At 61.1% G+C, this 13,817-nt stretch carries 10 protein-coding genes; 6 read left to right on the top strand and 4 right to left on the bottom strand.

Annotated features, from left to right (window positions below):
- The first annotated feature begins 105 nt into the window (after window positions 1–105).
- Both paaX and feaR read left to right on the top strand, forming a co-directional pair.
- A complete protein-coding gene (gene paaX / locus KGA82_RS24430) occupies window positions 106–1,029 on the top strand; it encodes a phenylacetic acid degradation operon negative regulatory protein PaaX (protein ID WP_008025283.1) in 924 nt (307 codons plus the stop codon).
- An 86-nt stretch (window positions 1,030–1,115) separates the two neighbouring features.
- Window positions 1,116–2,030, top strand: coding sequence for a transcriptional regulator FeaR (gene feaR / locus KGA82_RS24425; RefSeq protein ID WP_008025285.1), 915 nt, complete (start codon window positions 1,116–1,118; stop codon window positions 2,028–2,030).
- Window positions 2,031–2,049: 19 nt separating this feature from the next.
- Here feaR and tynA read toward each other — a convergent pair whose 3' ends face one another.
- Entirely contained in the window at window positions 2,050–4,359 is a 2,310-nt protein-coding gene (gene tynA, locus KGA82_RS24420; protein WP_223452722.1) for a primary-amine oxidase, read from the bottom strand.
- A 215-nt stretch (window positions 4,360–4,574) separates the two neighbouring features.
- Here tynA and KGA82_RS24415 point away from each other — a divergent pair, with 215 nt between their 5' ends.
- The 3 genes from KGA82_RS24415 to KGA82_RS24405 all read left to right on the top strand — a co-directional run bounded on the left by KGA82_RS24415 (window position 4,575) and on the right by KGA82_RS24405 (window position 8,629).
- Complete coding sequence (locus tag KGA82_RS24415) at window positions 4,575–5,075, top strand: sigma-70 family RNA polymerase sigma factor (protein ID WP_008025288.1); 501 nt, start codon at window positions 4,575–4,577, stop codon at window positions 5,073–5,075.
- A gap of 40 nt (window positions 5,076–5,115) precedes the next feature.
- The gene (locus tag KGA82_RS24410; RefSeq protein ID WP_223452721.1) at window positions 5,116–6,099 is read left to right on the top strand and encodes a FecR family protein; all 984 of its coding nucleotides are present in this window, start codon (window positions 5,116–5,118) and stop codon (window positions 6,097–6,099) included.
- Between the two features lie 97 nt (window positions 6,100–6,196).
- Entirely contained in the window at window positions 6,197–8,629 is a 2,433-nt protein-coding gene (locus KGA82_RS24405) for a TonB-dependent siderophore receptor (protein WP_192228910.1), read from the top strand.
- 258 nt (window positions 8,630–8,887) lie between these two features.
- On the opposite strand, the gene KGA82_RS24400 is transcribed toward KGA82_RS24405, so the two are convergent.
- Window positions 8,888–10,039 carry an MFS transporter gene (locus KGA82_RS24400; protein WP_207286219.1) on the bottom strand — a complete coding sequence of 384 codons (1,152 nt, stop codon included), beginning with the start codon at window positions 10,037–10,039 and terminating at the stop codon, window positions 8,888–8,890.
- Window positions 10,040–10,204: 165 nt separating this feature from the next.
- Here KGA82_RS24400 and KGA82_RS24395 point away from each other — a divergent pair, with 165 nt between their 5' ends.
- The gene (locus KGA82_RS24395) at window positions 10,205–11,197 is read left to right on the top strand and encodes a diaminopimelate epimerase (protein WP_223452720.1); all 993 of its coding nucleotides are present in this window, start codon (window positions 10,205–10,207) and stop codon (window positions 11,195–11,197) included.
- A gap of 102 nt (window positions 11,198–11,299) precedes the next feature.
- On the opposite strand, the gene codA is transcribed toward KGA82_RS24395, so the two are convergent.
- Entirely contained in the window at window positions 11,300–12,547 is a 1,248-nt protein-coding gene (gene codA / locus KGA82_RS24390) for a cytosine deaminase (RefSeq protein ID WP_008038314.1), read from the bottom strand.
- Between the two features lie 274 nt (window positions 12,548–12,821).
- Window positions 12,822–13,646, bottom strand: coding sequence for an alpha/beta fold hydrolase (locus KGA82_RS24385; RefSeq protein ID WP_223452719.1), 825 nt, complete (start codon window positions 13,644–13,646; stop codon window positions 12,822–12,824).
- Window positions 13,647–13,817: the final 171 nt, after the last annotated feature.

Here is a 13,817-nt window from a genome sequence, read left to right as displayed (position 1 = left end):
GTGTCAGTCGAGATTAATGTTTCTGGCACACCGCGATCGCCAGCAAGCCGGCTCCTACAAAGGAAATTCGGTATATTCCTTTTCTTTTTTCAGCTCGGTACGCCCATGTCGTCCCTGACACCCTTGAACCATCTGATTACCCGCTTCCAGGAGCAGACGCCGATCCGCGCCAGTTCCTTGATCATCACGCTGTACGGGGATGCCATCGAACCCCACGGCGGCACGGTGTGGCTGGGCAGCCTGATTCAGTTGCTCGAGCCCATCGGCATCAACGAACGGCTGATCCGCACCTCGATTTTTCGCCTGACCAAGGAAGGCTGGCTGACCGCCGAAAAAGTCGGGCGTCGCAGCTACTACAGCCTGACCGGCGCCGGCCGTCGGCGTTTCGACAAAGCCTTCAAGCGGGTCTACAGCTCCACCGTTCCGGCCTGGGACGGTTCGTGGTGCCTGGTGATGCTTACGCAACTGACCCAGGACAAGCGCAAACAAGTGCGCGAAGAACTGGAGTGGCAAGGTTTTGGTGCGATCTCGCCCGCCGTGCTGGCCTGCCCGCGCAGTGATCGGGCCGACGTCAACGCGACCTTGCTCGACCTGGGTGCCCAGGAAGACACCATCGTCTTCGAAACCACCGCACAAGACGTGCTTGCCTCAAAGGCCCTGCGTTTGCAGGTGCGCGAGAGCTGGAACATCGAGGAGCTGGCGGCCCATTACAGCGAGTTCATCCAACTGTTCCGACCGCTCTGGCAAGCGCTTCGCGAGCAGGAAAACCTGCAACCGTCGGACTGCTTCCTGGCACGGGTCCTGCTTATTCACGAGTACCGCAAACTGCTGCTGCGTGACCCGCAATTGCCGGACGAGTTGTTGCCCGGCGATTGGGAAGGACGCGCCGCCCGCCAGTTGTGCCGCAACATTTACCGGCTGATCTACGCCAAGGCCGAAGAGTGGTTGAACACTGCACTGGAAACCGCCGATGGTCCGTTGCCGGACGTGGGCGAAAGCTTTTATCGGCGCTTTGGCGGGCTTAAATAACCCGTCTGTTTGCGTAGGAGCGGCACTGTTCAGGAGAACCCGTGGATTGGCGTAGATAATAAAAACAAGCCTGCGTGAGGCCCGACATGATTTCTTCAATTGCACAGCGCCGTGATGGCTTCGACCAGTGGATTCATCAGATCAACCAGATCTGTGGCGCCTTCAATGCGCAACCCCTGGGTGATGAGTTTGCCGGACAGATCCGCGAGCACCAGGACGGCGCGCTGAAGCTCAGTTTTGTCGATGCCCGCCAGGCACGGCTGTACCGCACGCCTCACGAAGTGGCGGCGGGCGAGGACGGTAAATACTTTGCGGTGTTTCAGCTCGATGGCAGCGCCGGCATGGCTCAGGGCGACAGCAAGGTGTTGCTGTCGGCCGGGGATATCACGCTGATCGACGCCTCGCGCCCCAGCGACTTTACCTACAGTGAAAACTCCCGGCAGCTGTCATTGATTCTGCCGTCGCAACTGGTCGAGCAAACCCTGCGCTTCAATCCGGTCCAGTGCGGGCACCGGATCGCCGCGACATCCCCCATCGCGATGCTCTCGCACCGTTTGATTCTGGACGCCACGCACCAGCAATGCCTGAGCCAGGCAGAAAGCGAAGCGACGTTGGAGGCGATTGTCAGCCTGCTGCGTCCGGCCATCAGCCACAGCGAAGCATGCGCGGACGTGCATGAGCGCCTCTTTCGCAAGACCCTGGGCTTCATCGATGAGCACATCCGCTCGGAAGACCTCTGCCCCGAATGGCTGGCGCGCGAGGTGGGAATGTCGACGCGTGGTTTGTACCGGATGTTTGCCAAGAAGGGATTGGTGGTGGCGCGGTACATCAAGAATCGGCGCCTGGATTTGTGCGCGGAGTCCCTGCGCCAAACGCGTACCGAGCAGAAGTTGTCGGTGCTGGGGTATTCGTGGGGCTTTTCCGATTCGAGCTACTTTTCCACCGCGTTCAAATCGCGCTTCGGCATTTCGCCCGGTGAGTACCGCAAAAAACACGCCTGAGATCCAACTGAATAAACGCCTAACCCCTGTAGGAGCCGGCTTGCTGCGGCACGTTGAGGTTCAGCGTCGGCGTCTCATCGAAGAAATTCCACGGCTTCAACAGCACATGCACCCACTCGGTCGGCATGATCGGCCATTCCTCTGCACGGGCGATGTGCGTGGTGCCGGTGGTCAGCCAGACCACGTCATCGCTGTTTTCGATGGACTGGTTGTCGTGGGTGAACTGCCCAAGCCCCGCATCCTTGTCCGAGCGGTTCGGGTACTTGCCTTCCGGGTACTTTTCTTCCGGGTTGTAGCGCGTCACCCACAGCTGTTTGTCCATGAAACTCAGGCGGTGATAGAGCCATTCGTCCTTGCCGAAATTGGCACCCTTGGCCACCGGGTGCGTGCCGCCGGCGTACGGAATCAACTGATAGGAAACCGGGTTGCCGACTTTGTTTTCCTTGCTGGTATTGGTCAGCAGGCGAACAGTCGACGGGTCGAATTTCTGCGCGGCTTGCTGCTCGGTGCCGACGACTTTGGTTTCGGTCTGCATCGTGCTGGTGCGCGGCCCGCCACGGTCGTTCGGGGCAACCACCGGGTTCACTTCCACCAGCGAGTTGTTCTCACCGTCCACGTCCATGTCCAGGCGGAAGTTGTAGATATGCTGGTGCGTGGTGCCGACGATGTTGTGGTCCAGCAGCGTGCCGTAGCGCGTGTCTTCCTTGGCCGTGGCTTCGTGCATGGTTTTCGATTTGACGCCCTTGACCGCTTCGATGCCGGTGGCGCCGGCGTCGATGCCAATGGTGCCGTTTTGCTGGAAGACCCAGTCGAAAATGTAGTCATAGTTGCCGACGGTGCTGATCCAGCGCACCACCAGTTCGCGACGCTCGGTGCTGAGGTTGGGCTGGCCCATTTCCTGGTGTTTGTATTCCGGGCCGGCGTAGCGCTCGAACACCGCCATGGCGCGGGGAATCGAAGTCGGGGCGCCGGTGTAGTCGGCAATGGTGGCGTCCAGCAGCACGGCGTTTTCCGGAGCATCTTTACCGCGCGCAATCGGCGAGGTCAGCGTGCCCATGCCGTAATCGCCCGAGTCGAGATAAGCCTTGAAGTACCAGCCGCCATCCGGATCGCCGTAAGGCACGATCATGCCGCCCAGCGAGCCTTCGTACATGATTTTGCGTTTCTTGCCCTTGTCGTCATAAGTGACGGTGGACAGGATCGGGCCGACCCGCGAGTCGAGGCGAACGTGGAAGTCCCAGTTCTGCCAGTGAATGCTGTTGCCGGAGATGGTGTAGTTTTTGCCTTCGGGCTCGATGATCTCCAGCGGCTTGACCGACGTGCCCTTACGCCCGCGTCCGTCGTACGGGGTCGATTTCATCGGCACCGGAATGACCGCGTCGTCTTCGATCTTGATCAGTTTCTTCTGCTCCAGATCGACAATCGCCACCAGCCCCTCGATCGGGTGTGCCCAATAGTTGCCATCACCGGTATTCAGATAGCTGACGATTTTCAACAGGCGCTTGTCCTGCGCCAGGCCGTCCTTGCCGTCGAAGTAACCGACCGTCAACGGCGTGGCCACCACCTTCTTCACATCGCTGATACCGCGTTTGGTCAGCGCCTGCGCATACTCGGGGCTCGCTTCAATCGCCGATTGCACCGTCGCGAAGTCATCCAGCAGGACCATGCCGTGGGCACCTTCGATCGGCTTCCACGATTTGAGCGTCTTGCTGTCGAGATCGACCAGGCCTTCAACCACATGCTTGCCGTCGAGCACCACAATGTTGGCCTGGCGCGGTTGGGCGACGTTTTGCCCGCTGTAGACGAAATTCCACACCTGATCCTTCGGCGGCTCGTTGACCGATACTTCGGTGAAGCGGAAACCGGGTTTGTAGTGCTCCGATTGCTTGATGATCTCGACAGCAGTCTTGATCTCATCCGCGCTCAGCGGGTTGAGCGGGTTAGGGCGCGTCTCGACGACAAAGGTCTTGTCCAGGCCGGACTGGAACACCTGATTGATGAAGTCCTTGGACATGAAAGCGGTCTTGCCCTTGAACACCACCGGCACGCTCAGCTCCATCCGTTTGCCGTTGAGCATGGCGACCTTGCTGCCCGGTTTGACCTTGAGATAAACGCCGTCCTTGGCAATCACGAACAGGTCGGCGTAGTCGTCCCATTTCACCGTGGCCCCAAACTCCTCAAGGCCCGCTTGCAGCGGCACCATCTCGGCGTGCCCGCCATGGGCCTGAGCGGTGCCCGCCCAGTAAGGCAGGCCAAGCGTGCCAAGGCTGATGGCCAGCGCGAGGCGGGCGAGGGGTTTTCTTTTCAGTGAGGCAAAGGAGGTGAACATGTCTGAATTCCTGGACGAACGCCGGTGACTGGCATGACTGCACTTTGCTACAGCTTGTGGCTGGCTTCTTTTGGATGCCTGCCAGAATCCTTTGGCTGTGTGCCTAAATCAACTTTTCTCGTTGACGAGTGGTGGCGAGTCGGCTGTCTGGAATCCATTGCTTCCGGTTAATAGGAAGCATTACTATTCACGCCCCGTCATCACAGCACACCGCAATGACCCCCAAGTTGCCCCGCAGACACGGCTTTTTCGAGCATTACGAAGAGTTGGTTGGCACCTGGACCCGTCGCCTGAGAAATCGTCAGCAGGCCGAGGATCTGGCCCACGACACCTTCGTGCGGGTGCTTGAGTCCGATTCGGCGGCGGTGCAGCAGCCCCGGGCGTATTTGCACCAGACTGCGCGCAACATCGCGGTGGATGGTTATCGGCGTGAGGATCGGCGGGGCGCCATGGAGTCGGAGGCGGTTGATCACAGTGTGTCGTCGTCCGGCGACCCGGAGCATTTCATGCATGCGATCCAGTTGGCTGATTCCATTGAACGGGCGCTCACCGAGTTGCCGGTCAACTGTCGCAAGGTTTTTGTTTGGCAGAAGATCGAAGGGCTGACCCAGGCTGAAATCGCCGAACGCCTGGGACTGTCCAAGAACATGGTGGAAAAGTATATGATCCGCACCCTGCGGCATCTGCGCGACCGCCTCGACGGTTTGCAACCATGATCGGCCGTGCACTCTCTTCCCCAGCCAAACAGGAACTTCCATGATGGATACTCGTGATTGCGCGTGCGGGCAAACGACGGTTCGCGATGAGGCGGCGCAGTGGTTTGTGCGTTTGCAGGAGCCGGCCATTGACGTCGAAGAGCGCCAGCGTTTCGAGCACTGGCTGAACGAGCACCCTCAGCACCGCGACGAATTTCAGTTGCTTCAGGGCCTGTGGACAGCCGCCGACCTTGTGCCGCGTGCACGACTGCAAGCCTTGTGCGAAACCCCGTCGGCGCGCAGCAAACGTCGGCCGCTGGTGCGTTATGCGGTGGCGGCCAGTGTGGTGGCCGTGGCGTTGGGGCTGGGCCTGTTCAGCGGTTTGAATCAACCGGCGCCATACACCGCCGAGTATTCGACGACGTTAGGCGAGCGTCGCCAGGTGGCGCTGCCGGACGGTTCGGTGATCGACCTGAACAGCCGCAGCCGTCTTCAGGTGCGCTTTGAAAAAGGTCAGCGCGGCATCGAATTGACGCAAGGCGAGGCGATGTTCAGCGTCGCCCATGACAGCGATCGGCCATTCGTGGTCCAAGCGGGCAGCGGCAAGGTCACGGTCACCGGCACGCGCTTCGATGTGCGTCGCGGCGTCAGTGACACCCGGGTCGTGGTGGAGCAGGGCACGGTCAGGGTTCAGGGGCACGGCGCGGCGGACAAGGAGTTCGTCAACCTTACCGCTGGCCTGGGAACGCGCATTGATGCCCAGGGCAAAGTGGCCGCGGCCTATGCGGTCAACCCTTCGGAATTGACGGCCTGGCGCAACGGCAAACTGGTGTTCAACAACGCCAGCCTGGCCGAAGTGGCCGAGGAAGTGTCGCGTTATCGGGACAAGCCACTCACCGTCGGCAACGACACAGTGGGCAATCTGCGCCTGACCAGCGTGTTCAAATCCGACAACACCGACGCGCTGCTCAAGGCCTTGCCGACCATCTTGCCGGTGGCTGTGCGCACCCTCGATGACGGCAGTCAGGAAATAATTTCAAAATAAATTCAGGTTTTTTTCGAGTTGATCGTCTTCCTGTCCAACTGCAACTGGTTTGCATTAACAGGCGCACACTCTTGCGATCCACAGGACTACGTTCGACGTGAAAAAAACCACCGCTAAAAACAACAACTCCCTTTGGTTGCCGCTGGCCCTTGCGCTGGCGGTCAACGCTGCGCTGCCCCAGGCCTTTGCCGCCGATGCCATTCACATCCCGGCGCAGCCCTTGGGTCAGGCGCTGAGCGAGCTCGGCCAGCAAACCTCGTTGCAGGTTTTTTTCAGTCCTGAACTGGTCGCCGGCAAACAGGCCCCGGCGGTGGATGGCAACCTTTCGCCGGAGCAGGCCTTGCGCCAATTGCTGCAGGGCAGCGGTCTCGAGTATCAGATCGACGAAGGTTCGGTGACCCTGACGCCGGCTCCATCGCCGACTTCAGCCGCCAATGGCCCGCTGGAACTGGGCGTGACTGACATCAAGGTCGTCGGTGACTGGCTCGGTGACGCCGATGCCGCCGTGGTGCAGAACCACCCTGGCGCTCGCACGGTGATTCGCCGCGAAGCCATGGTCGAGCAAGGCGCGATGAACGTCGGCGACGTGTTGAAGCGTGTGCCCGGTGTGCAAGTGCAAGAAGCCAACGGCACTGGCGGCAGCGATATCTCCCTGAACGTCGGCGTGCGCGGCCTGACTTCGCGCCTGTCGCCACGCTCCACCGTGCTGATCGACGGCGTACCGGCCGCATTCGCACCGTACGGCCAGCCGCAGCTGTCCATGGCTCCGATTTCCTCGGGTAACCTCGACAGCATCGACGTGGTGCGCGGTGCCGGTTCCGTGCGCTACGGGCCGCAGAACGTTGGCGGTGTGATCAACTTCGTGACCCGCGCAATCCCGGAAAAAGCCTCCGCCGAAATCGGCACCACCCTGGAAACTTCCAAGCACGGTGGCTGGAAGCACATCGACACGGCGTTTGCCGGCGGTACCGCGGACAACGGCATGGGCGTGGCGCTGTTGTACTCGGGCGTGAACGGCAACGGTTACCGTGAGCGCAACAACGGCAACGACATCGACGACGTGTTGCTCAAGACCCACTGGGCGCCGACCGATGTCGACGACTTCAGCCTCAACCTGCATTACTACGATGCCAGCGCCGACATGCCCGGCGGCCTGACTCAGGCGCAGTACGACGCCAATCCGTTTCAGTCCGACCGCAACAACGACAACTTCAGCGGGCGCCGCAAGGACGTCTCGTTCAAGTGGGCACGGCAGATCGATGACCGTACCCAGGCAGAAGTGCTGACGTACTACTCCGACAGCTTCCGTGGCAGCAACATCGCCGCCCGCGACCAGAAGACTATCGGCTCGTTCCCGCGTACCTATTACACCTTCGGCATCGAACCGCGGGTGTCCCATGTGTTCGACGTGGGCCCGACCACCCAGGAGGTCAGCGTCGGTTATCGCTACCTCAAGGAAGGCATGCACGAACAGGCGACCCGTCTGGAGCTGAACAAGAGCAACGAGCCCGTCGTGACCAAGGCCTCGGACGGCCATGTGTACCAGGACCGCACCGGCGGCACGGAAGCCAACTCCGTTTACCTCGACGACAAGATCGACGTCGGCAACTGGACGATTACCCCCGGCATCCGTTTCGAGCACATCAGCACCGACTGGCATGAGCGTCCCGGACGCGATGCCGATGGCAAGCGTGTGACAGAGAAGAATCGCAGCATCGAAAGCAACGAGCCGCTGCCGGCCTTGAGCGTGATGTATCACATTTCCGATGCCTGGAAACTGTTCGCCAACTACGAGACTTCGTTCGGCAGCCTGCAGTATTTCCAGCTCGGTCAGGGCGGTACGGGTGACAGCACCGCCAACGGTCTGGAGCCGGAAAAAGCCAAGACCTACGAGCTCGGCACGCGCTACAACGATGATGTGTGGGGCGGCGAAGTGACGCTGTTCTACATCGACTTCGATAAAGAGTTGCAGTACATCAGCAACGATGCGGGCTGGACCAACCTCGGCGCAACCACACACCAGGGCGTTGAAGCATCGGTGCATTACGACATGGCGGCACTGGACCCACGGCTTGACGGCCTGAGCGCCAACGCCGGTTTCACCTACACACGTGCCGTGTATGAAGGGGAGATTCCGGGCTTCAAGGGCCGTGACCTGCCGTTCTATTCGCGCCAGGTCGCAACTGCCGGCTTGCGATATGACATCGACCGCTGGACCTACAACGTCGATGCGTTTGCCCAGTCCAAACAACGTTCGCCGGGCGTTGCCGTGAATTCCAATGGCAGCTTCACCAACAACTACATCACCGAAGGCACTGCCGACGGTCAGTACGGCGACATTCCTGGTTACGTCACCTGGAACGTGCGGGGCGGTTATGACTTCGGCGCGCAGCTATCGAACCTGAAAGTCGGCGCCGGGGTGAAAAACATCTTCGACAAACAGTACTTCACCCGCTCCAGCGACAACAACTCGGGCATGTACGTCGGCGCACCGCGCACGTTCTTCGTGCAGGCCAGTGTCGGGTTCTGATAGACCGAGTCGCCTGCATCGCCGGCAAGCCAGCTCCTACAAGATCGCCGGCGTGCACAGAATCTGTGTTCGCTGGAGATCCCTGTAGGAGCGAGGCTTGCCCGCGAAGATGGCTGTCCAGTCGATAGAAATGGCGCCTGACCCACCGCTTTCGCGGGCAAGTCGGATCGCCGCACCGCTCGCTCCTACAGTTGTTTCGCACATAGATAGTGTGTGCACTGACGATCCTTGTAGGAGCTGGCTTGCCGGCGATGCTTTTCAGGCCTTCAACACCTTCCCGCCAATGGCAACCGCCACCAGCAACACCGCCATCAGCCCAAAGGCAAAACTCAAACTGCTGCCGTGGGCGATGAACCCGATCACCGCCGGCCCCGCCAGAATCCCCGCGTAACCCAGCGTCGTAATCGCCGGCACGGCAATGCTTTCAGGCATGACCGTCTGCTTGCCCACGGCGGTGTACAGCACCGGCACGATATTCGAGCAGCCCGCGCCCAGCAGCGCATAACCCACCAGCGCCATCTCCCAGCTCGGTGCGAACGTCGCCAGAAACAGGCCCCCGGCGGCCGTCAGCCCACCGAACACGATCACCCGTGTCGCGCCGAGGCGCCGGACGATCTTGTCACCGGTCAACCGCCCGGCCGTCATGGTCAGCGCAAACGCCGCATAACCCAATCCCGCATAGGCCGTGTCGATCCCGCGTTCCTGCGCCAGGAATACCGCGCTCCAGTCCAGCGCCGCGCCCTCGGCAAGGAATACGATGAAACACATCCCGCCGATAAACAGCACGATGCCGTGGGGAATGGCAAAGGCCGGCCCGGAACTTTCGCTGCCATATGGCAGCAAGTGCGGCGCGGCTTTGCACAGTGCGATCAGCAGCAGCACGATCACCACCAGCATCGCTCCTAACGGAGAAACCCCGAAGCCGAGCAGGGCACTGACGCCCGCTGCCCCGACAATCCCGCCGAGGCTGAACAGCCCGTGGAAACCCGACATCATGGTTTTGCCGCTGGCGCGCTCGACGATCACCGCTTGCAGGTTCACCGTCGAATCCACCGTGCCGAGGCCCGCGCCGAACATGAACAAGGCCGCAATCAGCGCCGGGACCGAGGACACCGTCGCCAACAGCGGCAGTGCCAGACAGATCAACAACGTACCGCCCGTCAGTACGCGTCGGCAGCCGAAACGCGTGGCCAGCAGCCCCGCCATCGGCATCGCCAGAATCGAGCCCACCCCCAGGCACAACAGCAGCAAACCGAGGGTGCCTTCATCCAGCCCGGCCCGGGCCTTGGCGTAAGGCACCAGCGGCGCCCACGCGGCAATCCCGAAACCGGCGATGAAAAAGGCAATGCGCGTGGACATCTGTTCCAGGCGTCCGGGCACGAAAGTGGTGGGTGTGTTGAGGTTGGTCATATCGATCCTTGGCAAAAAACGTCGCGTCCCCAAGGGACAGTGACTCACCCATGAGGTTCGATCAGCGTCCGGACGGTTTCGCGGTCAGGCAGGGTGACATCCTTGCACAGCCCGTCGCGGTTTCGCGATATGTTGCACGCCTGTGATGTTTACACGGGAGGCGCCATGACGCCGTTCTACGATGCTCGAGGCAATATCTACGCGGTAGTGGCGCCGGATGCAGTGCGCCGCGAAGGGATCGATTTACCCGAACAGGCCAGTCTGGCGGCGCAAACCCGCACGACCTGGGCATTGTCGGCCATTGAGGCGTTCTGTGCCTGGGCGCCGGGCACGCAACCGCCCGGCAGCAAGGACCATCGCTGCGACGGTCTGCTGGTCGGCCCGTTTCAAACATCGCCGCCGTTCGATCTGTTGATCGTCAACACCGACGGCACCCTGGCCGAGCGCAGTGGCAACGGGCTGACGATTTTCTCCCAGGCGCTCAGCGACCAAGGGCTGTTTCCGGAAAACGCGGCGTGTGTGCTCAGGGTTCATCACGACAAGGCCGACACGCCTTCGCCTGGTGAAACATTGGTGAAAAGTGCGCAGGTCGAGGGTGTGCAGGGTTTCTGGCTGGATCTGGGCAAACCGGCGTTCGGGCCCGAGGCGGTCAGTGCTCAAGGGGTGACCGATGTAGCATTCAACGGCCGTGGGCTCAGCCACGTTCAATCGTTGTCGGCGCTGGATCCCGCTTGGTCGCGCAGCCAGTTCGTGCGGGTCGGCAACCCGCATTGCGTAACGCTTGTGGACGATGCCGAGGCATTGCCGGCCAATGAGCAGATGCGCGAAGCGCGATTGTCCGAAGGGTTGACGCGCATTGCCTATGCCATGCCGACCGGGGCAGGGCGACCGTGCCCGGCGGGGGTTAATTTGCAATGGGCGATGCGCGAGTCAGCGGGGCGAATTGCTGCTCGGGTGTTTGAACGTGGGGAAGGGCCGACGGCGTCGTCCGGTACCAGTGCGAGCGCGGTGGCGTGTGCGGCTTGGCGGGTGGGTTGGGTGGTGGCGGGTGAGGTGAAGGTGGTGATGCCTGGTGGGACGGCGCCGATTTTGTTGGAGGAAACAGACGGGGAATTGAGTCGGGTCAGTTTGTTTGGTACGGCGCGGTTGATGGGGTGAATTTGAGATTGCCTTCGCGGGCAAGCCTCGCTCCTACAGGTTCGGCGATCCCTGTAGGAGCGAGGCTTGCCCGCGAAGGCGTCAGCTCAGCCAACACAAAACTCAGGGTTGCTCACCAAAAAACTCCACCACTGGCATCTGCCGCTTCATCAACACCTTCCCATCACGAACCGAATACAGCGGCAAGCCCTGACTGCGGATCACCTCGTAATCGCTGTCCGCCGAAAGAATCAGCAAATTCGCCGGCCGCCCGCGCTCGAGTCCATACCGATCCCCCAGGTTCATCGCCCTGGCGCTGTTGTCGGTGACCAGGTCCAGCGCGCTTTGCAGGTTGCGATACCCGAGCATGTGACAGATGTGCAGACCCGCTTCGAGCACCCGCAAAATGTTGCCGTTACCCAGCGGATACCACGGGTCGACGATCGAGTCCTGGCCGAAGCACACGTTCATCCCCGCTTCGAGCAATTCATTCACCCGAGTGACGCCACGACGTTTCGGAAAGTTGTCGTAGCGCCCTTGCAGGTGAATGCTCTCGGTGGGGCAGGAGACAAAACTGATCCCCGAATGCCCGAGCAGGCGAAACAGTTTGGCGCAGTACGCGTTGTCGTAAGAGCCCATGGCCGTGGTGTGGCTGGCCGTGACCCGCGAGCCCATGTCGCGGCTGCGGGCTTCTTCGGCGAGCACTTCGAGAAACCGCGAGTGCGGGTCATCGGTTTCATCGCAATGCACGTCCACCAGGCAACCGGTGCGTTCGGCGAGGTCCATCAGGAACTTCACTGAACTCACGCCCTGATCGCGGGTGTATTCGAAATGCGGAATCCCGCCGACCACGTCCGCGCCCATGCGGATCGCTTCTTCCATCAGTTCACGACCGTTGCGGTACGACTCGATGCCTTCCTGGGGGAATGCAACGATTTGCATGTCGATCAGGTGCCGGCTTTCCTCGCGCACTTCGAGCATCGCTCTCAGCGCCGTCAGCTGCGGGTCGGTGACATCGACATGGGTGCGCACATGCTGGATGCCGTGGGCGGCGAGGGCCTGGATGGTTTTCCTGGCGCGGGTCTTGGTGTCTTCCTCGGTGATCGTCACCTTGCGCTCGCCCCAGCATTCGATGCCTTCGAACAGCGTGCCGCTCATGTTCCAGCGCGGTTCGCCTGCGGTGAGCGTGGCGTCGAGGTGGATGTGCGGTTCGACGAAGGGCGGCACCACCAGGTTGCCGCCGGCGTCCAGATCATCGGGGCCCAGGGTCGGTGCTTCGGTCTGACGGGCAATATTGCTGATCAGGCCGTTTTCCAGGTGCAACTCATGCAGGCCTTCTTGGTTGCGCAGGCGGGCGTTGATGATGTGCATCAGGCGAATCCTTTTGGAGATCTTGTAGTAGTGCGTTGGCGCGTCAGTTATAGACATTAGCGCGGCAACGGAAATCGAGCATCGGTCAGATGCGAACTTTGACCACGGCAGCGAAAGAAAAATGCCCGCCATTGATCGGGACCACACCGCTTCCCTGTAGGAGCCGGCTTGCTGCGGGCGGCGTTCCGGCGATGGCGGTACAACAGGCAACATATGTGCCGACTGACACTCCGCCATCGCCAGCAAGCTGGCTCCTACAAAAAATCGGGTGTTTTCAGGGGGTTTTGGGGAGAAAACGCAGCAGCGCGGCAACGATCGCCTCCGGCGCATCTTCCTGAACCAGATGCCCGGCATTGGGGATTGGGTGAAACTGCGCCCCCGCAATCATCTGCTGCAGTGCGCGGCCACGTTCGATGGGGATCCACTGATCATCCTCGCCCCACAGAATCTGCACCGGGCAACGAACCGTCGGGTACAACCCCTCGACCTCACGGGTATAGCGCTGATCCATCTGCGCGATCTGCCGGTAAAACGCCGCTTGCCCCGGATCGCCCAGCCACGGTTGCACGTAGGGCGCGAGTTCATCGTCGGGTATGTCGCGCTTGATCGCCCCGCGAACATAGGCCGACACAATCGCCCGCTGAATGTAATCGGGCACGCCGCTGAACGCCGCTTCATGCTGACGCACCTGCTGCACGAACGGCGAGCCCCACGGCGTCAACGCCACCGGGTCGATCAGCGTCAGGCTGCGGTAGTCCTTGCCGTTCAGCAGATGCGCGCGCAGCACCGTCGCGCCGCCGAAATCGTGGGCCACCACATCCGGGCAATCCAGCCCCCAATGCTCCAGCAGTTGCGTCAACAGCTCGTTCTGCACGCCCAGCGACACATCGCCCTCGACCTTCTCGGACAGCCCATAACCCAGCAGGTCGAAGTAATGCACCCGGTGCGACGTGATGAAGTGCGGCGCAATCCGGTGCCACACATACGAAGAGAACGGCGTGCCATGCACGAACACCAACGGTGGGCCGTCGCCACGCACGGCGTAACGGACAGAGTGCCCGTTGAAGCGATAGGTTTGAGCCAGCGGCCAGTCAGTCATGGGTAAGTCCTCTTGGCGGGTGCAAGCCAAAAAGCATAGGCATAAAAAAACAGCCGATGAAGGCTGTTTTTTTAATCACTGACGAAACGCAGTTCCCCCTGTGGGAGCGGGCTTGCTCGCGAAAGCGGTGTATCAGTCGACATCTCTGTTGCCTGACACACCGCTTTCGCG

It is taken from the genome of Pseudomonas sp. BF-RE-22 (assembly GCF_019956155.1).
GTDB classification, from domain to species: domain Bacteria; phylum Pseudomonadota; class Gammaproteobacteria; order Pseudomonadales; family Pseudomonadaceae; genus Aquipseudomonas; species Aquipseudomonas migulae.
This window is presented reverse-complemented; position numbering and strand designations above follow the sequence as displayed.

Bases quoted from the DNA above. Each gene is read 5' to 3' on its own strand.
- paaX (WP_008025283.1), top strand. From the start codon at position 106: ATGTCGTCCCTGACACCCTTGAACCATCTGATTACCCGCTTCCAGGAG.
- feaR (WP_008025285.1), top strand. From the start codon at position 1,116: ATGATTTCTTCAATTGCACAGCGCCGTGATGGCTTCGACCAGTGGATT.
- tynA (WP_223452722.1), bottom strand. From the start codon at position 4,359: ATGTTCACCTCCTTTGCCTCACTGAAAAGAAAACCCCTCGCCCGCCTC.
- KGA82_RS24415 (WP_008025288.1), top strand. From the start codon at position 4,575: ATGACCCCCAAGTTGCCCCGCAGACACGGCTTTTTCGAGCATTACGAA.
- KGA82_RS24410 (WP_223452721.1), top strand. From the start codon at position 5,116: ATGATGGATACTCGTGATTGCGCGTGCGGGCAAACGACGGTTCGCGAT.
- KGA82_RS24400 (WP_207286219.1), bottom strand. From the start codon at position 10,039: ATGACCAACCTCAACACACCCACCACTTTCGTGCCCGGACGCCTGGAA.
- KGA82_RS24395 (WP_223452720.1), top strand. From the start codon at position 10,205: ATGACGCCGTTCTACGATGCTCGAGGCAATATCTACGCGGTAGTGGCG.
- codA (WP_008038314.1), bottom strand. From the start codon at position 12,547: ATGCACATCATCAACGCCCGCCTGCGCAACCAAGAAGGCCTGCATGAG.
- KGA82_RS24385 (WP_223452719.1), bottom strand. From the start codon at position 13,646: ATGACTGACTGGCCGCTGGCTCAAACCTATCGCTTCAACGGGCACTCT.